Consider the following 20,935-nt stretch of genomic DNA (forward strand, 5'->3'; position numbering starts at 1 on the left):
ACCGGTGGGCTGGCTTCTAACTGTGGGGCCGCCAACCCCCTCCCAGCCTCCCCCTTCGAAAGGGGGAGGAGTCAACACCCCCTCCCCTGGTGAAGGGGAGGGCTGGGGTTCCCGTTACTCCTTGCCGTAGACGTTGTTCTCCTGCTCGCGCACCCGGATGAAGGTGGTGCGCTTGGTGAGCTCCTTGAGCTGGCTGGCGCCGACGTAGGTGCAGGTGGAACGCACACCACCGAGGATGTCGCGCACGGTGTTTTCTACCGGGCCGCGATAGGGCAGCAGCACCGTCTTGCCCTCGGAGGCGCGGTAGTCGGCGACGCCGCCGGCGTGCTTGTCCATGGCGCTGGACGAACTCATGCCGTAGAACTTCATGAAAGGGGATCCATCCACTTCGACGAGCTCGCCGCCGCACTCCTCGTGGGCCGCCAGCATGCCCCCCAGCATCACGAAGTCGGCGCCGCCGCCAAAGGCCTTGGCCACGTCACCCGGGCAGGTGCAGCCGCCGTCGCCGACGATCTGGCCACCGAGGCCGTGAGCCGCATCGGCACACTCTATGATGGCGGAGAGCTGGGGGTAGCCGACCCCGGTCTTGACCCGGGTGGTGCAGACCGAGCCGGGGCCTATGCCGACCTTGACGATGTCGGCGCCGGAGAGGATCAGCTCTTCGACCATCTCGCCGGTGACCACGTTGCCCGCCAGGATGACGTGGTTCGGACAGGCCTCGCGGATCTTGCGCAGGAATTCGACGAAGTGCTGGGAGTAGCCGTTCGCGACGTCCACGCAGATGAAGCGCAGGGCTTCTGACATGGCGAGGATCTGGCCGGTCTTGGTGAAGTCCTCGTCCGAGGTGCCGGTGGAGACCATCACATGGCCCAGGATGGCCGGGTCTGTCTCATTGACGAAGGTTTGCCACTGCGCGAGGCTGTAGTGCTTGTGTACCGCCGTCATCATCTCGAAGCCCGCCAGGGCGCGGGCCATGGCGAAGCTGCCGACGGTGTCCATGTTGGCGGCGATGACGGGCACCCCCTGCCACTGGGTCTGGGTGTGCTTGAAGGTGAACTGGCGGGTCAGGCTGACTTGGGAACGGCTCTTGAGGGTAGAGCGCTTGGGACGGAACAGTACATCCTTGAAACCGAGCTTCAAGTCTTCTTCGATACGCATTGCGAATTCCTTTTTGAGCCTTGTGAAAGTCACTGTTGCAGTGGGCAAAATTTTCGGCAGGCACAAAAAAACCGCAGGTTTTCAAGGCCTCCGGTTTACAACAGTGTAGGGAAAAATCCCGCCGGAACAAGACTGATAATTCACGAGGCCTTGTGGTAGCCTTTGGCGTCACAACCTCAGGATGGCAGCCAGTGTCATCCAGCACCTTCCTCCCCCCGTTTCTTTCTGTTCCTCCCCTCTCTGTGGGGGCATGCACTGTGTCCGGCACGGCCTGTCGCCTGCCATCGGGGTGGCCGGGGGCGGTTCGCCCCGGGCCCGGAATCCGGTTGACCCGCCGGATGGCTGTGGTACATCTGGGCGCAACATCGGCAAGGCGAGAGAGCGAGATGAGCAAGAAAATGGCGAGCGCGGTCATGATGTGGGCGCTGTGTGGCAGTACGGTGGCGGCGCCGGTCAGCTACGGCTGGATCGAGAAGGGGGTGATCATGCCCTACGGGGTGGCGGTCAAGATGAAGCTGGATACCGGGGCGCTCACCTCCTCCCTCGATGCGCGGGAGCTTCACCACTTCAAGCGCGACGGCAAGCCCTGGGTGCGCTTCACCCTGGCGCTGACCGATGCCAACACCGACAAGGCGGTGCGCCAGACCCTGGAGCGGCCGGTGGAGCGCAGCGTGACGGTGCGCGGTGCCGGCGGCATGGAGCAGAGGCCCACGGTGACCATGAGCATCTGCGTCGGCGACAAGGTCTACAAGGAGTGGTTCACCCTGCGGGATCGCAGCGAGATGATCTACCCCGTGCTGCTGGGACGCCGGCTGCTGGCGGAGCTGGGGCCGGTGGATGCGAGCCGGACCTTCACGGTGCAGCCCAGCTGCCGCTGATGTTCCGTGGAGATGAACAACGGGGGCCTGGCCCCCGTTTTTCATGGCTGGAATGCGGGCGGTGCAGCTCAGGCAGGGCGCAGGGGGGAGGGCAGCAGCACGCTCACTTCGAGTCCCCCTTCAGGCCGGTTGTGGATGTCGAGATCCGCCCCGTGAAGCTGGGCGATACGCTGGACTATGGCCATGCCGAGCCCCACCCCGTCCCCCTGCTGGGGATTGACCCGGAAGAAGCGCTCGCACAGCCGTGACAGGGCGGCGGTGGGGATGCCGGGGCCGTTGTCCCGCACATCCACCCGGACCCGGTTGCCCTCCTGGCTGACCACCACGGCGATCTCGCCGCCCACCTGGGTGTAGCGCAGGGCGTTGTCGATGAGGTTGCCGAACATCAGCTCCAGCAGCATGGCCTGCCCCATCACCTGCAGGTGGCCGGCGCCCTCCAGGGAGAGCTGCTGGTCCTTCTTCAGGGCGATGGGGGCCAGGGTGGCCAGGGTGGACTGCAGCAGCGGCTTCAGGGCCAGGCTGGCGAGCGCCGGTGTCTGCTGGTTGTCGATGCGGGCCTGGGTCAGCAGCTGGCGGATCAGGCGATCGCTGCGATCCAGGGCCAGCTGCATCTTGCGCAGCGCCTGCTCGCGGCTCTGCTCATCCTCGGCCGCCATGGCGTTCTCGCTGTGGATGCGCAGCACCGCCAGCGGGGTGCGCAGCTCGTGGGCCGCCTCGTTGGTGAACTGCTTCTCCCGCTCCAGGGTGTCGGCCAGGGTGTGCATCAGGCGGTTGATCTCCCCCACCAGCGGCGTCAGCTCCTCGGCCTTGATGGCCAGGTTGAGCGGGCTCAGGTTGGCGGGGTGCCGCTCGCCGATGGCTTGCGCCAGCAGGTGCAGCGGGGCCAGGCCACGGGTGACCAGCCACCACAGCAGGCCGAGCAGGAAGGGCAGGGTGATGAAGAGCGGCAGCATGGTGAGGGTGGCCATCTTGCTGGCCAGCTCGCCCCGCTCGTCGTCCCGCTCCGCGACGATGAGCCAGGTCTGCTCATCCTCGTTGTAGAGGGTGAAGGTGCGCCAGTCGTGGCCGTCGCGGTGCACGGCGCCAAAGCCCAGCTCCGGCTTGCCGAACAGCTGGCGCGGCGCGCTGGGGGAGCGCAGCAGTATGTTGCCCTCGTCGTCGGTCAGCTGGAAGGTGAGGTTGCGCTCGAACTCGTGGCCATAGGGGGTGAACTCGTTGTCCTGTCCGATCTGGCCGAAGCCGCTCGGCTCCTGGTGGGGGGCGTTCGGCACGGCCTGCTCCCACTCCTGATAGATGGCGCCGTTGCTCGGCAGATCGCCGCGCTGTTTCAGATAGCGGTCGAGCAGCTGGTTGGTGATGCGGGCGGACTGGGCCAGACGGGCATCAAACAGCTCCTCCATCTCGTGATTGGCCTCCAGATAGCCGATGAGGCCGCTGACGGCGAGGCTGACGCTGACCAGGGCCAGGATGCCGGAGAGCAGGAAGCGGCGGATGGAGCGGACGCGACTCATGGGGCCGGGGCTCCCTTGCCACCCGTGACATCGAGCTGGGGCACTATGTAGCCGACGCCGCGGATGTTGCGGATGAGCTCGGGGAAGAACTTCTTGCGCAGGTGGTGGATGTGCACTTCCACCGCGTTGCTCTCGGCCCCCTCGTCCCAGCCGTAGAGGCTCTGCTGCAGCTGATCCCGGCTCAGGACCCGGCCGCTCTGGGTGATGAGCTCCTGCAACAGCTTGTATTCGTGGGGGGTCAGCCTGACCGGCTCGCCTCGATAGGTAACCTGCTGTGACGCCGGATAGAGCAGCAGCTCGCCGTACTCCAGCTCGGCCTGGGCCTGCCCCTTGCTGCGGCGCACCAGGGCGCGCAGGCGGGCGTTGAGCTCCTGCAGGGCGAAGGGCTTGACCATGTAGTCGTCGGAGCCCGCATCCAGCCCCAGCACCCGGTCGTCCAGGGCATCCCGGGCGGTGAGGATGAGCACCGGCAGGGTCTGCCCTTCCCGGCGCAGCTTGCGCAGCAGGCTGATGCCGTCGATGTCCGGCAGGTTGAGGTCAAGGATGAGGGCGGCGAACTCCTCGCTCTTGAGCGCCGACAAGGCGGGCAACCCCTGTTGCAGCCAGTCCACCGTGTAGCCGCTGCCGCGCAGGGCATCCACCATGCCGTCCCCCAGCATCACATCATCTTCCACCAACAGGATCCGCATTCTCTTCTCCCTCAAACGACACTGCCCACCAGTATGCAAGCTGGTGGGCAGAGTTTAAATAGCACACTGATCTGCTTGCGTTTACAGCTTGGCGAGGCGCTCGCGGATCTCCGCCCTGCGCCCCTCGTCCGCCACCTCGCGGCCCGGTCTGGCGGGGGCGGCCAGGGCCTTGTCCAGGTAGATCCTCGCCTGCGCCTTGTCCCCCTGATCCAGCAGGAAGTCGCCGTAGAAGAAGTTGGGGTCGATGCCGGTGGGGTTGATGGCCAGCGCCTGCTTGAGCAGTTGCTCCGCCTTCTCGTCATCGCCGAACCCGACCGGCCAGCCCGGCACCTGGTAGTAGAGGGAGCCCAGGCTGGTGTAGGCCGAGCCGTCCAGCGCAGCGGGATCCTGCTTGATGGCGATCTCCAGCCTGGCCTTGGCCTCCTTCACCAGGCCCAGCGCCCCCAGGCCACCCTTGGCGCCGGCCCAGGTGCTCTTGACGATGGCGGACCAGATCAGCAGATCGGTGCGAAACGCCTCCTTGGCGCTCGCCTCATCGGCCTTTGCACTCAGGGTCTCCAGGCAGCTCTCCTTGGCCTTGCCGGTCTGCTGGTACTGGCAGTGGGCCCACTGCTGCTGGATGGTGGGCAGGGCATCGGCGGCCTGGGCCTGCATGCTTCCCAGGGTGAGCAGCAGGGCGCCCAGGGCGATACGGGGGGATGTGGCGTGTTTCATCTCAATGTTCCTTCTCGTTCGTGGCACAGGGTGGCGGGCTCTGGTGCCCGGTGGCAAGGGGGAGCGAGCGGCGGGCGTGGCGCTCGATGATCGGGCGCTGCCTGGCCAGCGCCCTGTCCACCACGGCGGGCAGCAGGGCGTTGAGCCGCACGAACAGCTTCTCCGGCCAGCCGAGCCAGCTGCGGCGTGTCTCGTTGCACAGGGCGATGACGGCCTCCTCGGCCACGTCCTGGGGGCTGTCGGTGTGGGTGCCTAGCTCGGCATTCATGGCGTAGGCCGCCTCGGAATTGAGGTGGGTGCGGGTGGCGCGGGGGGCGAAGTGCAGCACCTTGATGCCGGTGCCCTCCAGCTCCCGCCCCAGCGCCTCGCTGAAGCCCCGCAGGGCGAACTTGCTGGCGCAGTAGACGCTGTACCCGGCATAGCCGATGGCCCCCAGGCTGGAACCTATGTTCATGATGATCGCGGGCTTGCGCAGCCTCGGCAGCAGGGCGCGGGTGAGCTGGATGGGGGCCTCGACGTTGAGCAGCAGCTGGCGCTCGACCTGCTCGCTGCTCTGATCCTCCAGCCAGGCAAACTGGTTGCAGCCCGCGCCGTTGATCAGCACGTCCAGCCCCTCGTCCAGGGCCGGGTGCTGCAACAGCCTGGCCCGCTCCTGGGGCGAGCCCAGATCGGCGGTCACCGTCTGGTGGCGCTCCGGATGCGGCAGCTCCTTGCGCAGGCGTTCCAGGGCATTGGCCCTGCGTCCGTGCAGCAGCAGGTGTGCGCCCTGGGCCGCCAGCTCCATGGCCAGGGCCTCGCCTATGCCGCCGCTGGCGCCGGTGAGCAGTATGCGTTTTCCTTCGAGCTTCATTGGCCGGATCCCGTGAGCTGATAGAGCATGTCGCCATAGAGGCGGTAGACCACGCGGGCCGCATGAATGATGGCGGCCTGATCGGCCTGGTCTTCCACCCGGTTCATCAGGGATTCGAAGAACTTGAGGTGCTCCTGATCCAGGGCGCCGTGGGAGCTGAGGTAGCTCATAGCCTGGGGCGGCAGACCCAGACCGCTCCTGAGCTGATCGGCGACGGTCAGGGCGATGGCGACGCTGGTGCCCTCCAGCACCTGCACCATGCCGAAGAAGCCCATGGGGTTGCCGCGCTGGATCTGGTCGTAGAGGAAGGCGACCATCAGCTCGATGGGGAGCCCGGGCCGGCCGTGGCGCACCGCCTCGGCATCGCCGCCGCAGGCGCGGATGTCATTGAGGATCCACTCCTGGTGGCCGTACTCCTCGTCGATGTACTCGCGGATGGCGCCGCGCACCCACTCGTACTCCTGCCCCAGCCTGCCGCCGGTGGCCATCAGGAGCGGCACCGTGTGGCGCACGTGGTAATAGGCCTGTGCCAGGAAGGCGAGGTAGGTCTCCCGGCTGATGTCGCCACGGCGGCAGGCCTCGATGATGGGAGCATTGAACAGGCGCTCGCGCTCGCCGGCGGTGGCTTGTTGCAGGGTCTGATAGAAACTCATGAGGATTCTCCTGTGAGGCCTTGTGTCAGGCATTGGTCGATCTGCCGGGAAAAGTGCTGATAAATCTCGTTGCGACGGGGGCGACCGTTGGCGGTCAGCAGGCCGGGGTGCTGATCCAGCGCCACCGGCAGCCAGTGATGGATGCGGGCGTAGTCGGGCAACTGCCGGTTGAGCCGGGCTATCTGTTCGGCCAGCTGGGACTGGCTGCCCGGCAGCGGCTGGATCAGGGCCACGTTGGCGGGCTGGCCGTCGCCGAAGATGACGATGCGGGCGATGGCCGGGCAGAGCTGGGCCTGGGCCTCCACCCATTCCGGCGAGAAGTTGCGGCCGAAGGCGGTGATCTGCACGTTCTTCTTGCGCCCCGTGATGTGGAGATAGCCCTCCTCGTCCAGGTGGCCCAGATCGCCGGTGGCGATCTGCGGGTCAGCAGGCTTGCCTGTGGCTAGCGGGTTGGCCGCGGCGCCCTCTTCCCCCAGGTAGCCCAGCATGGCGCTGCCGCTCACCATGACCTCGCCGTCGGCGGCGATCGTCACCCGGCAGTGGGGCAGGGGCAGGCCGACGCTGCCCAGAAGGTCGGTGTCCGGGCCGTTGAGCGCCACGACAGAGCCACATTCCGACAGGCCATAGCCCTCATAGACAGGGAGCCCCAGGGCACGGGCATGGCGGATGAGATCGGGGGCGACCTTGCCGCCGCCCACGGCGACGAAGCGCAGCCCCCTGAGCCCTTCGGCCAGCACAGGATTGGCGCCGCACAGGGCCAGCAGCAGGCGCAGCAACTCGGGCACCAGCACCAGGCTGTGGCTGGGCCATCGCAACAGGGCCTGAGCCAGGGTGGCGGGATCCAGCTTGCTGGAGCCCGAGAAGCCGAGTTCCCCCAGGGAGGGGATGCGGCTGCTGGCACCGGTGATCAGCGGCACGTACAGACCGGTCAGGTTCTCCAGCAGGGTGGTGAGCGGCAGCAGGGTCAGGTGTTGTTCCACCCTGGCCGGGGCGACGCGCTCGGCCAGAGACTCGCAGACCGCCGTCATCTGCGCCAGGGAGAGGCAGACCCCCTTGGGCTGGCCCGTGGTGCCCGAGGTATAGGTGATCTTGGCGGTGCCCGCCGGCAGCTCGGGCAGGCTGGTTGGGATGCGGCGCCACAGGGGCACGGCCTGCTCATCCGGCCTGCCTGCCATCAGCACGAGCGGCGCGGCCGCCTGCCATCCCTGGTGCTCGGGCCCCACCAGGGCATCGGCCCCGCTGCTTTCCAGCAGCCAGGCCTGCTGCGCCGGGCTGAAGAAGTGAGGCACGGGAATGACCACTATCCCGGCCCGGGTGCAGGCCAGATCGATCAGGGCCCAGGGCAGACCGTTGTCGAGCTGCAGGGCCAGGCGGCGAATGCCGGCGTGCTGCAAGCGGTCGGCCAGGCGCTGGATCTGCTGCCACAGGGTCCGGTAATCCAGCTCTCCCTGGCTGCCTTGCAGTGCGGGCTGTCGCGGCGTCAGGCTGGCGTGGCGGGCGATGGCGTCGAACAGGCTCATTGAGCGCACCTCTTGTCATGGCCTGCCTGGTCAAAAAGCATGGGCATGGGCCCCAGCAGGTTGAGCAGCAGGCTGCTCTGGGCGAGCACCTCGCGCCCCTGGTTGAGGTCGCCCGCCATGACCCTGGGCTGACAGCGGTAGTACTCCCCCCAGGCGCTGGCGTCTGCCCCGACCTGGTGGGCCTCTGCGAGTGCCAGCTCCACCGGGTTGAGGCGCAGCCGGGCAAAGCTGTTGCGAAGCTTGGCGGTGCCGGTAAACACCACGTAGTCGAGGGCGTTGTCGCACAGCAGCCGGCACAGGGCGGCAAACATCAGGCGGGCATTGCCCGGCTCGCGGCAGGCGAGGTTGCCCACTTCGATGATGCGGCTGCGGGCCGGACGTACCCCGAGGCGGGTCTCGATGGCGGCCTCGACGGGCTGTTCCAGGTACTGCTCCAGATAGAGCGGCTGCTCACGCTCGCCATGGCTGGCCTGGTTGAGGCCGCAGGCGCCGACCAGTACGCCGTCTGCCCGGTAGAGTCCGAGCAGGCAGGGCAGAAAATGGGGGATGCGGGCGTTGAATTCGAGGGTGTAGGCGGCCTGGATATAGGCTTGCAGCGCCATGACCTGCTGCTCTGATTCGGCCAGGATCAACCTGTAGGGGGCTTGGATCTCGCTGGTCATGGTTGGCTCCTTCTCTTGGAATGGGTTGAGAGTAAAAGGGCAAACTTAAGAAACCCTTAAGGCGCGAAAAAATCTGGCGGGCGGTGAAAGGGGATCGACGGGGGCACAAGACAAAACAGTTGCCAGCGGCGGGCGCGGCAGGCAATCTGCCCCGCTGTCGCCACCCGAGGAGTCCCCATGCCAGCCCCTTGCCCTCTCTGTTCGTCCTGCCGAAGTTACCCCCTGCCGGTGGCAGGCAAGGCGTATCACCGCTGCCTGGCGTGCGAGCTGGTCTGGCTGGATGAGGCGGATCACCTGGACGAAGCGGCCGAGAAGGCGGTCTACGACGATCACGACAACCGGGTGGACGATCCCGGCTATCGCCGTTTCCTGATGCGGGCCTTCGGGGAAGTGCTGGCCCGGGTGCCGCCTCCTGCCTGTGGCCTCGACTTTGGCTGCGGCCCGGGCCCGGCGCTGGTCGCCATGGGGCGGGAGTCGGGCTTCGAGATGGCGGGTTACGACAAGTTCTACGCCGACGATCCCGAGCTGCTGTCGCGGGAGTATGACTTCATCACCAGCACCGAGGTGGTGGAGCACCTGGCCGACCCCCGCGCCGTGCTGGACGGCCTCTGGGCCCGGCTCAAGCCCGGCGGCGTGCTGGTCGTGCAGACCCAGCGGGTGCTGGGGGACGAGCGTTTCAGGACCTGGCGCTATCGCCAGGATCCCACTCACATCGTCTTCTTCGCCGAGGCCTCGTTCCGCGCCCTGGGAGCGCGCTGGCAGGCAGAGGTCGAGTTTCCCCATGCCGATGTGGCCGTCTTCACCAAACCCTGAACCGGGCGTTTCCATTTGCCGCCGAGTTGGGCATGCTGGTGCTTTGCAACCTTGGAACGGATGCCCTTATCTTCATGTCGATTCCCCATCTCTCCCTGCAGGACGCCCGCCATCTGCAGCTCGCGGCCCAGGGTCTGCTGACCCCGCGCCGCACCAAGGCCGCCCCCGCCGATCTGCTTGACTGCATCCGCCGCATGGCGCTGCTGCAGATAGACACCATCTCGGTGGTGGCCCGCAGCCCCTATCTGGTGCTGTTCAGCCGCCTCGGCCACTACGATCCCGTCTGGCTGGAGCGGCTGCTGGCCGAGGGCGACCTCTTCGAATACTGGGCCCACGAGGCCTGCTTCGTGCCCCGGGAGGATTACCGGCTGCTGCGCCATCGCATGCTGGATCCCGCCGCCATGGGCTGGAAGTTCTCGGCCCAGTGGCTCAAGACCCACGGGGAGGAGATCGAGCAGATCGTCGAGCGCATTCGCCTGGAGGGCCCGGTGCGGGCTGCCGACTTCGAGCGCAAGGGGGGCAAGGGCAATGGCTGGTGGGACTGGAAGCCGGAGAAGCGGCACCTGGAGGTGTTGTTCACCGCGGGCCGCCTGATGGTGCGCGAGCGGCGCAACTTCCAGCGGGTCTACGATCTCGCCGAGCGGATCATCCCCGAGTGGGACGACGAGCGGGATCTGCCGAGCCTCGAGCTCGCCCAATGGGACATGGTGCGGGCCAGCTGCCGGGCGCTGGGGTTGGTCAAGACCGGCTGGGTGGCGGACTACTATCGCCTGCGGCGGGGCAAGTACGACGCCCTGCTCCATCGGCTGGCGGACGAGGGGGAGCTGTTGCCGGTGCGGGTGGAGGGGTGGCAGCACGGTGCCTTCGTGCACGCGTCGCTCGCGGGCGAGCTGGCGCAGGCCCAGGCGGGCACCCTCAAGGCGACCCACACCACGGCGCTCTCGCCGTTCGATCCCCTGGTGTGGGATCGCAAGCGGGCCAGCGAGCTGTTTGGCTTTGACTACCGCATCGAGTGCTACACCCCGGCCCCCAAGCGCCAGTACGGCTACTTCGTGCTGCCCCTGCTGCATCGCGGCAGGCTGGTGGGCAGGATGGACGCCAAGGCCCACCGCAAGGAGGGGGTGTTCGAGGTCAAGAGCCTCTACCTGGAGCCGGGCGTCAGGGTCACCCAGATCCTGGCCCGGGAGCTGGACAAGGCACTCCGGAAGCTGGCGGACTGGCACCAGACCCCGCAATTGAGATACGGCGCCGTGCCGGTTCCCCTGCTGGCGCTTTGGGCGGCGGTGGCATAACCCCCCAACCTCCCCCTTGAAAAGGGGGAGGGGTATAAAAAAACCGGGCGCTTGGCCCGGTTTCTCATTGCGTCAGGATGTGCTTACTGGAACACCAGCACCATCAGCAGACCGACGGTGATGGCGGACACCAGGAAGGCGAAGCCGTAGAACACGTAGTGGTGCAGCTTGGTGGTGTGGATCCCCAGGTCATGCAGGCCGTGGTAGATGCGGTGCATGCCGTGCCAGATGGGCAGGGCGATGATGGCCAGCAGGATGCAGGCCCCCCACCAGGAGCTGGCGAAGGCGAGCACGCGCTCGTAGCTCATGGTCTCCACGTCCATGATGCCCATGGGCACCAGCAGACCGGTAATCAGGACAATCACCGGCAGCAGCATGGCAACCACCATGCCACCGGCACCAAACAGACCCCAGTATATTGGCTCGTCAGAACGTCTCATGCTTTTTCCTCAAATCAGGATTAATAGCGATATCGTGGCAACCTTGCTGACGCACGGGGTCCGGGGCCAGGCTGGCTCCAATAACCGGGTTCGTCAGAACGTTTCAGGGTTTTCTCCTCAGGCCACGATGATCAGGACAAGCAGGGATACCACCGCCAGCGCCAGATACTGGGCGATGACGATCGGCTTCTCCGGCACCAGGTCTTCACCACGGAAGATGCGCATGGCTTTCGGGGCCAGTGCGAACCAGGTCTTGGCGTGGAACAGGCAGGCTGCCAGGGCGACGACGTGGAACAGGATGGCGACCGGGCTCTGCAGGGACTCCAGCCAGCCGTTGAACGCCTCCTGACCCTGGACCAGGCGCATCAGACCCCACATCAGCACCACGGCGTAGATGGAGACGAAGATGCTGGTGCCTTCGCGGATCATGTAGCCGGTGTAGAAGGCATTCTTCAGCCACCAGTCTTTCTTCATCTCGCGCACGTAGGGCTTACGTTTGCTCTCAGTGTTGTTCATGGTCTCACTCCTGGTCTCAATCCGGCTTGAACATGGCGATCATGTAGTCCTTGGCGCTCTCGACCTTGCCAAGCTGGATGGCGGCGGCCGGATCCACGCCCTTGGGGCACACTTCGGAGCAGTAGCCCACGAAGGTGCAGCCCCAGACGCCCTCGTCCTGGCTGATGATCTTCATCCGCTCCCTGGACGCGCTGTCGCGGTTGTCGGCGTTGTAGCGGTAGGCCAGCGCCAGGGCCGCCGGACCGGTGAACTTCTTGTTGATGCCGTACTGCGGGCAAGCCGCATAGCACAGACCGCAGTTGATGCACATGGAGAACTGGTGATACTTCGCCATGTCCGCCGGGGTCTGGGTGTACTCGCCGTCGCACAGGTTGCGCGGCTCGGCCGGTATGATGTAGGGCTTGATGCTCTCCAGCTTCTCGATGAAGTCGGACATGTCCACCACCAGGTCGCGCTCGATGGGGAAGTTGTTGAGCGGCTCTATGGTCATCTTGCCCGGCAGGTAGTCCCGCAGGAAGGTCTTGCAGCCTAGCTTCGGAATGCCGTTGACCATCATGCCGCAGGAGCCGCAGATCGCCATCCGGCAGGACCAGCGGAAGCTCAGGGTGGAGTCCAGCTGATCCTTGATGTACTGCAGGGCGTCCAGCAGGGACATCTCTTTGAGGTAGGGCACCTGGAAGGTCTGCATCCAGGGCTCGTTATCCTGCTCCGGACGGTAGCGCAGGATTTCAATTTCGATCATCTCAGCCATTCTTCTTAGCCTCGTCTTGTTTCTCACCCTCGGAACCGTACACGCGCTTGGCCGGTTGGGATTTAGTGATCTTCACATCGGAGTAGTCGATGGTCGGGGCCCCTTCGCCGTTGTAGAAGGAGAGAGTGTGCTTGAGGAAGTTGACGTCATCGCGCTCCTCGTAACCGTCCAGACGCTGGTGGGAACCGCGGGACTCCTTGCGGTTGATGGCGGAGTGCGCCATGGCTTCCGCCACGTCCAGCATGTAGCCCAGCTCGATGGCGTACAGCAGGTCGGTGTTGAAGACCGAGGACTTGTCGTTGATCTTGATCTTCTTGTAGCGGGCCTTCAGCTCGTTGATCTTGTCGATGGTGCCCTGCATCAGCTCTTCGGTACGGTAGATACCGACGCCGGCTTCCATGGACATGCCCAGCTCGTTGCGGATATCCGCCGGATTCTCGGTGCCGTCGACATCCAGCAGGGAGAGGTGCTGCTTGATCAGAGCCTCGGCCTTGGCGGCCAGGGCGGCAGTGTCGCCGTGGGCCTGGGTCTTGGCAAACTCACCGGCGTGCTCGCCGGCCACCTTGCCGAACACCACGATCTCGGACAGGGAGTTGGAGCCCAGACGGTTGGCGCCGTGCAGGCCGACGGAGGCACACTCGCCCAGGGCATAGAGGCCCGGCAGACGGGTGGCGCACTGGCCGTTGGTCTCGATGCCGCCCATGGTGTAGTGCGCGGTCGGGCGCACCGGGATCGGCTCTTTCACCGGATCCACCCCCACGTAGGCCTTGGCCAGCTCGCAGATGAAGGGCAGACGCTCTTTCAGGTACTTCTCGCCGAGGTGGCGCAGGTCGAGGTGAACCACGTCGCCCATGGGGCCCTGGATCACGCGGCCCTTCTGCTGCTCCTGCCAGAAGGCCTGGGAGAGGCGATCGCGGGGGCCCAGCTCCATGTGCTTGTTCTTCGGCTGGCCGACCGGGGTTTCCGGGCCCAGGCCGTAGTCTTGCAGGTAGCGGTAGCCATCCTTGTTCAGCAGGATGCCACCCTCACCGCGACAGCCTTCGGTCATCAGGATGCCGGTGCCCGGCAGGCCGGTCGGGTGGTACTGGACGAACTCCATGTCCCGCAGGGGCACGCCGTGGCGGTAGGCCAGGGCCATGCCGTCACCGGTGACGATGCCGCCGTTGGTGTTGTAGCGATAGACGCGGCCGGCACCGCCGGTGGCCAGCACCACGGACTTGGCCTGGATGAAGCGGGTGATGCCGTTCTGGATGTCGAAGGTCAGTACGCCCTGGACGCGGCCATCTTCCACGATGAGATCCAGGCAGAAGTGCTCGTCGAAGCGCTTGATGCTCGGGTACTTGATGGAGGTCTGGAACAGGGTGTGCAGGATGTGGAAGCCGGACTTGTCGGCGGCGAACCAGGTACGGGGGATCTTCATCCCGCCGAAGCGGCGCACGTTGGCCTTGCCATCGGGCTTGCGGCTCCAGGGGCAACCCCAGTGCTCCAGCTGGATCATCTCGTTGGTGGCGTTCTCGACGAAGTACTCGACCACGTCCTGTTCGCACAGCCAGTCACCGCCGGAGACGGTGTCGTTGAAGTGGTTCTCGAGAGAGTCGTCATCACGGACGACGCCGGCAGCGCCGCCTTCCGCGGCCACTGTGTGGCTGCGCATGGGATAGACCTTGGAAATCAGGGCGATATCCAGATCGGGGTGGGCTTCTGCAATGGCGATTGCGGCACGCAGGCCACCACCACCGGCACCGATGATGGCGACATCGGTCTTGATAATATCCACATCTGCCTCCTTAGGGATAGATTTGCTGGGCACGATTTTGCGCTATGAAAAAAATTCAGGCTTGATGCAAGTCAAACTGCTCTGTTTTAGTGCGTGGCAATGGTGGTTTTTAATACAACCACCCCATTCCATGGATGAAAACGCCGTTTTTATCGCCATCCTTCAGTGATCAGGATCAGCCGCAACCATCAGTCTGGTTGTTTTAACTCCCAGATTATATGTAGTTTTCTTTCAGTAAAATGAGAAATGCCTCTCTTTTTGGGTATTACCCTCAAAGTTTTTAAGTTTTTTATCAAAAATATTTAATAAGAACCATTCTCAGGATTTTATGGTCTGAAATTTTTTAAAAAAAGTAATGCGAATATAGCCGAGGTGAACCATGGGCAGGCTGTATGCGACCTGAATGGGGAGGAGCCTCACAAAAATGCGATACGGGGCGCCCGGGTAATAACTACTGAAACAAAAGGGATTTTACGTAAAAAAGGGGGCCTGTGCGGCCCCCTGGATGGGGTGGTCTCAGATGCGGAACATGCCCACCTGATTGTTCAGTTCGCCTGAAATATTTTTAAGTTGAGCCGACAGGTTGCGGGAGCTGTCCGCATCGATCGCCAGCTCGTCGGAGACGTCCTTGACCGCCTGGATGTTGCGGCTGACCTCGTCGGTCACCGCCCGCTGCTCCTCGGCGGCGCTGGATATCTGGGTCGCCATGTCGGAGATCTGGTTGATGGAGGTGGTGATCTGCTCCAGGGCCTGGGTGGCGTCGTTTGCGTCTTCCACGCTGTTCTGGGCCAGCAGTTGACCCTCGTGCATGGTGCTGACGGCCCCCTGGGTGTTGCGCTGAAGGGTCTCGATCATGCTGCGGATCTCGACGGTGGAGCTGTGGGTACGCTGGGACAGCACCCGCACCTCGTCCGCCACCACGGCGAAGCCGCGGCCCTGCTCGCCGGCCCGGGCGGCCTCGATGGCGGCGTTCAGCGCCAGCAGGTTGGTCTGCTCGGCGATGCCCTGGATGGTGGAGAGGATGGTGTTGATCTCCTGGGCGTTCTTCTCCAGCTCCTGGATGATGCCGGAGGCCTGCTTGACCTGGGTGGCGAGATCCGTGATGGAGCGCTGGTTGCGGGCGATCACCTGCTTGCCGTGCTCACAGCTGCTGGAGCTGCTGCGGGCTGCCTCCGCGGTCTGCTCGGCATTGCTGGCGACCTCGACGGCGGTGGCGGACATCTCGTGCACCGCGGTCGCAATCTGGGAGATCTCGTTCTGCTGGCGCGCCAGCCCCTGGTTGGATTTCTCCGCCATGTCGTGGGAGGACCTGGCCTGCTGGTTGAGCTGGGTGGAGGAGTTGGAGATGTCCTGCACCATGACGTGGATGCGTTCGATGAAGGTGTTGACGTGCTTGGCGACGGTGCCGACCTCGTCTTCCCGCTCGATCTTGATGCGGCGGGTCAGATCGCCGTTGCCACGGGAGAGATCCGCGATGGCGTCGCCGAGGGTCTTCAGGGGCGCCAGGGAGCGGTTGATGGCCACGTAGGAGAAGCCCGCCACGATGAGGATGGTGAGCAGGCCCTGCAGCAGGGCGGAGGTCACCATGCGGGAGACGGACTGATAGGCCACCGCCTCGTCCACGACGATGCCGAAGTACCAGTTGGTGTTGGGGATCTCTGTGAGATCGAACACGCTCGCCTTGCCGCTGATATTCATCTCGGAGATGGTGTTGTCATGGGCCAGCTCGTTGACCTTGGCGGCGGTCAGGTCCGGGGAGAGGGCGGTGGCGGGCTTGAGGGTCAGCGCCTTGTCCGGGTGGGCGATGATGGTGCCGTTGCTGTCCACCAGGATGGCGTAGGTGCCTTCCGAGTTGATCGCCAGCACGTCGCGCACCAGGCCGTCGATGGAGACGTCACCGGCGATGACGCCGTCGGTGCTGCCGCGGCTGAAGGGCTCGGCGATGGTGATGATGAGGTTGCCCGAGGCGGCGTCGGCATAGGGGGCCGTGATGGCGAGCTTGCCGGCGGCCATGGCGTCCTTGTACCAGGGGCGCTGGCGCGGATCATAGCCGGCCGGCAGATCGGTCGGCTTGCTCTGGATCATCCGGCCATCCTTGGTCCCCACGTAGACCAGGTCGAAGTTGCCCGCGTTCATGGACTGGGCCAGGTGGCTCAGCGGTTCCTCCTCCTTGGCGAAGGCCTCCTTGGTGGCCTGGACCAGGCTGATGCGGGCATCGAGCCAGCGGGAGATGCCCTTGACGTTGGCGATGGAGCTGTCGTCGATGAAGCTCCAGATCAGCCGCTGGGTTTCGCTGCGCAGCTGGGTGGTGTTGTACCAGACCTGCAGGCCGGAGATGACCAGGATAATGGCCCCGATGGCGAGGACCAGCTTGTTCTTGATGGATAGGTTCATGTTTACATCCTTGTGAGCGTCAGTCTGAGATCCGTGGTGTTTGTTATTGTTATGGGCCAACTCTGTATCGGCCGACTGTGGACTTTATGTATCCCGGTGCACAGCAAATTTTCGATTTATTTCACCTCCCGACGGCCCGCCAGGCCGCGCCGATACTCAGCTGAATCGATCTGGTCGGTTGGTAAAGATGCCATCGACGCCCATGGCCGCCAATGCATCCCCATCACTCACCTCGTCGACCGTGTAGACCAGGATCTTGAGCCCCCGGCGATGGGCATCCGCCACCAGCCCGGCGTCGACAAAATCCACGTCGCAGTTCAGGGACCAGGCCCCCAGCTCCTCGGCGAAGCGGGCACCGTGCAGCGGCAGGCTGGCGGTCAGGGCGCCGGTCCTGATCTCCGGCCGCAACACCTTGAAGCGTATCAGCTCGGGATGATGGAAGGAGGAGACGACCCAGTGCGCCGGGGTGAAGCCAAGCTCCACCTCGGCCCGCCGGGTCAGGGCGGCCACCGGCTCGGCGGTGCCTGCACCCTTGAGTTCGATGTGCAGCTCGCAGCGCCCCGCAATCAGGCTCATTACCTGCCACAGGGTCGGGATCCGCTCCCCGTCTCCGGCATCCAGGCTTGCCAGATAGTCCCGGGATTGGTGGCTGAGCACCCCGTGGCCGTCGGTGCAGCGCTCCAGCCGCCTGTCGTGGAAGACCCAGAGCTCGCCGTCAGCCTGCTGCACGTCGAGCTCGATGGCGCCGACCCCGAGCTCCAGCGCCAGGGCGATGGCCTTGAGGGTGTTCTCCGGTGCCAGTCCGCTGGCCCCGCGATGGGCAATGATCTGCATTCGTTGCTCCTGTTGTCGTCATTGGGGGATGGTGATAACCCCACCCCGGCCCTCCTCTTCACAAGGGGAGGGGGCCCATCAGCCCCGGCTCATCCTGATATCGATCTGCTGGTGCGGCAGGTGCATGCCGTATTGGGCCAGCTTGTCGAGGATCAACGAATGCACCTCGTGGGTGATGGGCATCCGGTGATCCATGCTGTTGACGTAGAGCCGGATCTCGTAGATGAGGGCCGAGTCGGTGAATTCGATCAGGAATACCTCAGGGACCGGGGTGTCCAGCACCAGGGTGGACTCCTGCACGCACTGCTCCAGCAGCTGCTGCACCCGCCTGGGCTCCTGGGTCAGGCCGATGCGGATGCGCAGCTTGACCCGGGTGATGGCGTCTGACAGGGACCAGTTGATGAACTGCTCCGTGATGAAGGCCTTGTTGGGGACGATGATCTCCTTCCTGTCCCAGTCCACGATAGTGGTGGCACGGGTCTTGATCTTGGTGACTGTGCCGGTCAGCTCCCGGATGGTGACGGTGTCGCCCAGGCGGATCGGCTTCTCGAACAGGATGATGAGGCCGGAGACGAAGTTCGCGAAGATCTCCTGCAGCCCGAAGCCCAGCCCCACCGAGAGCGCCGCCACCAGCCACTGGGTCTTGGACCAGTCGATGCCGAGCATGGAGAAGCCGGTGAGGGCGCCGATGAGCAGCACCAGGTACTTGCTGACTGTGGTCAGCGCAAAGCCGGTGCCGGGGGAGAGGCTCAGGTGCTGGAGCAGGGTGAGCTCCATCAGCCCGGGCAGGTTGCGGGCGGTGACCACCGTCAGGATGAAGGCGAAGGCGGTCAGCATCAGATCCTGCAGGGTGATGGCGGAGAGCTGCTCGATACCGGCCACCTTGCTGCTCACCTGCCACACCTCGATGCTGCTGAGGAAGCTGAACGCCGAGTTGAGATCCGACCATTGCACCACCACCAGCATGGTGAAGCCCAGCATCAGCAGGGTGCGCACCAGGCCGAGGGACTGGGCGCTGAGGGTGTCGAGATCCAGCTCGGGCTCCTCCACCGCGTCGGGGATCTCGGAGCTGAGATCGTCCTCGTCCCGCTCCCGCTGGGCCAGGATCTCGGCTCGCTTGTGCTTGGCGCGGTCGAAGGCGAGCCGGCGGCGCTGGATCAGCATCCAGCGGTGGGCCAGGTAGTAGACGAGCAGGCAGCCGAGCCCCGCCAGCAGGCTCAGTTCCAGCTGGCGCAGCAGGGTGCGGGAGGTATAGAAGTAGCCGAACAGGGCGCCCAACACCGCCAGCAGGGGGGCCAGCATCAGGCTGTTCCAGATGAAGTGATGCAGCAGGTGGGGCTTGGTCATGTCGGCCTGCCCCCAGGTCAGCGGCAGCTTCTCCCGGTTGAGGCGCGCGAAGAAGAGCAGCAGCCAGAGGGCGCCGACGATGAAGGCGAGGCGGCCCAGGGAGTCATAGAAGGCGTGCTCCTGATAGCTGCTGGCCATGCCCTGCACGAAGAAACAGGGGATCAGCACCAGCAGCAGGGTGCGAAACTGGCCCCACACCCGCTGGACCCGCTCCTTCGGCCAGCGGAAGTGCAGGATCAGGATCCCCTTCTCCAGGGTGAGGTGGCGGGCGACCAGCAGGGCCAGCAGCAGGAACCAGATCTCGCCAAGGCCCCGGGCCACCGCCACCGCGAAGGGGTATTGCCAGGCGCCGTCCAGCAGGCCGTGCAGCATCAGCGCCATGGCGGGCAGGGGCAGGGCCGCCAGCAGGGAACGCATCAGCAGCCGGCTGGTGAGGCTGAACTTGTCCTGGGTCACCTTGCCGATGCGCGGGGCTATGAACTGGCAGTACTCCGTCAGGTGGCGGGCGAGTTTCAGCCAGCACCAGGCCAGTCCCAGCAGGCCCAGGCCGGCCAGGGTCAGGGTGAGGGGGTTGTTCTCGGCGATGGCCCTGGGGATCTGCAGCCAGTTGGCCGGGTTGAAGATCAGCCCCAGGGCGGCGGGTACGCCGAGCAGCACGACCGGGCTCAGGGGACGCACGTCCGGCATCCAGAACAGGTGGCTGGCGCTGAGTTCGCGGATCTCGTCGATCTTGCTGTTCTGGCGGCTGTAGAGCAGCTTGAGCCGGGTCTGCTCCTGAATGAGGGTATCGGAGGCGTCGTTGAGCCGGGTCAGCAGTTGCCGCCTGGCCTTGAGCAGGTTGTCGAGCACGGCGCGCTGGGCCCTGTCCAGGGTGATGCCGTCCCCGCTCAGCAGGTTGTTGCGGATCTGCGCCGGATCCTTCAGGGCATCCTGTTCGGTCTCGTACTGGTATTTCGCCATGCGCGCCTTGACGATGGCGGATTCCAGCTTCTCCAGCGGGAAGTAGGCGGGCAGGTCGGCCAGCTTGCTGCGCAGGTTCTCGCCATAGGCGTTGCTGATCTGCAGCCACTCCAGCTGTTCGCGCACCGAGTTGACCAGGTCGTTGAGCCCGGAGAGGGAGCTGTCCAGGGTGCGCTGCTCGTCCTGCACCCGCTCGATCTGGTCCTCCAGGGCCCCCAGTTGCAGAGAGAGCGCCTGGTTCTGCTGTTGCTGCTCCTGCAACAGGGGCAGATCCGAGGTGAGCTGCCGGCGCAGGCGTTCGCTCTCGGCCAGGGCCTGCTCGGTCTTCTCCCGGCGCAGCTGGTTCTGCTGGGCGAGCAGGCTGGCCTGCCACTCGTCCTCGTCCGTGATGGCGAGGTTGAGCTCCTGCAGCTTCAACTTGCCGAGATCGTTGCGCTGCTGGGCGGAGAGCTGTTCGAGCTCCAGCATCTGGATCCGGTCCGACAGGCTCTGCTCCTTGAGGCGGGTGGCCAGCTGCTGGGCCTCCTGCAGCCGATCCGACTCGTTGCTGAAGCTCAGGCGATCGAGCTGGGATCGGGTCTGCAACAGCTGCTTGCGCAGCTCGTCGACCCTCAGGTGATACTCCTGCCCCGTGCTCTCCAGCTGGTTGAGGCTGTCGGTCACCCCCTGGCGCTCCTTGCGCAGGTTGATCTGGCGGTTGCTGCTCAGGCTGATGGCCTGGCGCAGGGCGTCCTCCTTGAGGGAGGAGAGGGGCGGACGGGACTGGGGCTGGTAGTTGTGCAGCCCCTCCTTGAGCCGGGCCGACTCCTTGGGGTAGTCGATGAGGATCTGCTGGTAGGCCTTGCCCTGCTCCCGGTAGCGCTGGGCGTCCCGGGCATACTGCAGCGCCTGCTGGTAGCTCTCCCTGAGCTGCTGGTTTTCCGGGCTCTCCGTCTTGGGAACGCTCTGCAACAGTTCCTCGACCTGGGTGATGGCATCATCGGCCTGGGCTGCGGAGAAGGGGAGCAGGCTGAGACAGAACATCAGGCAGAGCAGGCGTTGCAACATGGCGCACGTTTCCGTTCATGAGAAATCGCCCTAGCCTAAAGCAGGGGCTGGAGCGGGTAAAGCCTTCCATCCTAATGATTCACAACATAAATGACGGGTGATCCGGGTCTTGTTTGGCTATTATTCTGG

General features: G+C 65.0%; 18 protein-coding genes. 3 read left to right on the plus strand and 15 right to left on the minus strand.

Features of this window, described 5'->3' with window-relative positions; all coding sequences use genetic code 11:
* Positions 1-114: 114 nt before the first annotated feature.
* The gene (locus tag I6L39_RS11885) at positions 115-1,158 is read right to left on the minus strand and encodes a GMP reductase (RefSeq protein ID WP_216989751.1); all 1,044 of its coding nucleotides are present in this window, start codon (positions 1,156-1,158) and stop codon (positions 115-117) included.
* Between the two features lie 398 nt (positions 1,159-1,556).
* Here I6L39_RS11885 and I6L39_RS11890 point away from each other — a divergent pair, with 398 nt between their 5' ends.
* Complete coding sequence (locus I6L39_RS11890) at positions 1,557-2,036, plus strand: ATP-dependent zinc protease (RefSeq protein ID WP_216991788.1); 480 nt, start codon at positions 1,557-1,559, stop codon at positions 2,034-2,036.
* A gap of 68 nt (positions 2,037-2,104) precedes the next feature.
* Here I6L39_RS11890 and I6L39_RS11895 read toward each other — a convergent pair whose 3' ends face one another.
* The 7 genes from I6L39_RS11895 to I6L39_RS11925 all read right to left on the minus strand — a co-directional run bounded on the left by I6L39_RS11895 (position 2,105) and on the right by I6L39_RS11925 (position 8,635).
* A complete protein-coding gene (locus tag I6L39_RS11895) occupies positions 2,105-3,547 on the minus strand; it encodes an ATP-binding protein (RefSeq protein ID WP_216989752.1) in 1,443 nt (480 codons plus the stop codon).
* A complete protein-coding gene (locus I6L39_RS11900) occupies positions 3,544-4,236 on the minus strand; it encodes a response regulator (RefSeq protein WP_042078934.1) in 693 nt (230 codons plus the stop codon). The genes I6L39_RS11895 and I6L39_RS11900 overlap by 4 nt, the downstream gene beginning before the upstream one ends.
* A gap of 81 nt (positions 4,237-4,317) precedes the next feature.
* A complete protein-coding gene (locus I6L39_RS11905) occupies positions 4,318-4,950 on the minus strand; it encodes a tetratricopeptide repeat protein (RefSeq protein ID WP_209793403.1) in 633 nt (210 codons plus the stop codon).
* 1 nt (position 4,951) lies between these two features.
* The gene (locus I6L39_RS11910; protein WP_216989753.1) at positions 4,952-5,800 is read right to left on the minus strand and encodes an SDR family oxidoreductase; all 849 of its coding nucleotides are present in this window, start codon (positions 5,798-5,800) and stop codon (positions 4,952-4,954) included.
* Entirely contained in the window at positions 5,797-6,453 is a 657-nt protein-coding gene (locus tag I6L39_RS11915; RefSeq protein ID WP_209793405.1) for a TenA family transcriptional regulator, read from the minus strand. The genes I6L39_RS11910 and I6L39_RS11915 overlap by 4 nt, the downstream gene beginning before the upstream one ends.
* Positions 6,450-7,973, minus strand: coding sequence for an AMP-dependent synthetase/ligase (locus tag I6L39_RS11920; protein ID WP_216989754.1), 1,524 nt, complete (start codon positions 7,971-7,973; stop codon positions 6,450-6,452). The genes I6L39_RS11915 and I6L39_RS11920 overlap by 4 nt, the downstream gene beginning before the upstream one ends.
* Positions 7,970-8,635 (minus strand): thermostable hemolysin, encoded by a 666-nt coding sequence (locus I6L39_RS11925; protein ID WP_216989755.1) that lies wholly within the window; start codon positions 8,633-8,635, stop codon positions 7,970-7,972. Before I6L39_RS11925 ends, I6L39_RS11920 begins: the two co-directional genes overlap by 4 nt.
* A gap of 177 nt (positions 8,636-8,812) precedes the next feature.
* Here I6L39_RS11925 and I6L39_RS11930 point away from each other — a divergent pair, with 177 nt between their 5' ends.
* Both I6L39_RS11930 and I6L39_RS11935 read left to right on the plus strand, forming a co-directional pair.
* Positions 8,813-9,448: a class I SAM-dependent methyltransferase gene (locus I6L39_RS11930; RefSeq protein ID WP_216989756.1), complete on the plus strand. Its 636-nt coding sequence runs from the start codon at positions 8,813-8,815 to the stop codon at positions 9,446-9,448.
* A 74-nt stretch (positions 9,449-9,522) separates the two neighbouring features.
* Complete coding sequence (locus I6L39_RS11935) at positions 9,523-10,740, plus strand: winged helix-turn-helix domain-containing protein (protein WP_216989757.1); 1,218 nt, start codon at positions 9,523-9,525, stop codon at positions 10,738-10,740.
* 83 nt (positions 10,741-10,823) lie between these two features.
* Here the strand turns inward: I6L39_RS11935 and frdD are convergent, their stop codons facing one another.
* The 7 genes from frdD to mscM form a co-directional block, all read right to left on the minus strand.
* On the minus strand, positions 10,824-11,180 hold the full coding sequence (gene frdD, locus I6L39_RS11940; protein ID WP_042078942.1) for a fumarate reductase subunit FrdD: 357 nt from the start codon (positions 11,178-11,180) through the stop codon (positions 10,824-10,826).
* 117 nt (positions 11,181-11,297) lie between these two features.
* Entirely contained in the window at positions 11,298-11,696 is a 399-nt protein-coding gene (locus I6L39_RS11945) for a fumarate reductase (RefSeq protein ID WP_042078943.1), read from the minus strand.
* Between the two features lie 16 nt (positions 11,697-11,712).
* Positions 11,713-12,447 (minus strand): succinate dehydrogenase/fumarate reductase iron-sulfur subunit, encoded by a 735-nt coding sequence (locus I6L39_RS11950; RefSeq protein ID WP_042078944.1) that lies wholly within the window; start codon positions 12,445-12,447, stop codon positions 11,713-11,715.
* A complete protein-coding gene (frdA, locus tag I6L39_RS11955) occupies positions 12,440-14,224 on the minus strand; it encodes a fumarate reductase (quinol) flavoprotein subunit (protein WP_042078945.1) in 1,785 nt (594 codons plus the stop codon). Before frdA ends, I6L39_RS11950 begins: the two co-directional genes overlap by 8 nt.
* Before the next feature lie 516 nt (positions 14,225-14,740).
* On the minus strand, positions 14,741-16,618 hold the full coding sequence (locus I6L39_RS11960; RefSeq protein ID WP_042078946.1) for a methyl-accepting chemotaxis protein: 1,878 nt from the start codon (positions 16,616-16,618) through the stop codon (positions 14,741-14,743).
* A 156-nt stretch (positions 16,619-16,774) separates the two neighbouring features.
* A complete protein-coding gene (locus tag I6L39_RS11965) occupies positions 16,775-17,452 on the minus strand; it encodes a glycerophosphodiester phosphodiesterase (protein ID WP_216989758.1) in 678 nt (225 codons plus the stop codon).
* 78 nt (positions 17,453-17,530) lie between these two features.
* On the minus strand, positions 17,531-20,806 hold the full coding sequence (gene mscM, locus I6L39_RS11970; RefSeq protein ID WP_216989759.1) for a miniconductance mechanosensitive channel MscM: 3,276 nt from the start codon (positions 20,804-20,806) through the stop codon (positions 17,531-17,533).
* Positions 20,807-20,935 lie beyond the last annotated feature (129 nt).

The organism is Aeromonas sp. FDAARGOS 1409 (assembly GCF_019048705.1).
GTDB lineage: Bacteria > Pseudomonadota > Gammaproteobacteria > Enterobacterales > Aeromonadaceae > Aeromonas > Aeromonas sanarellii.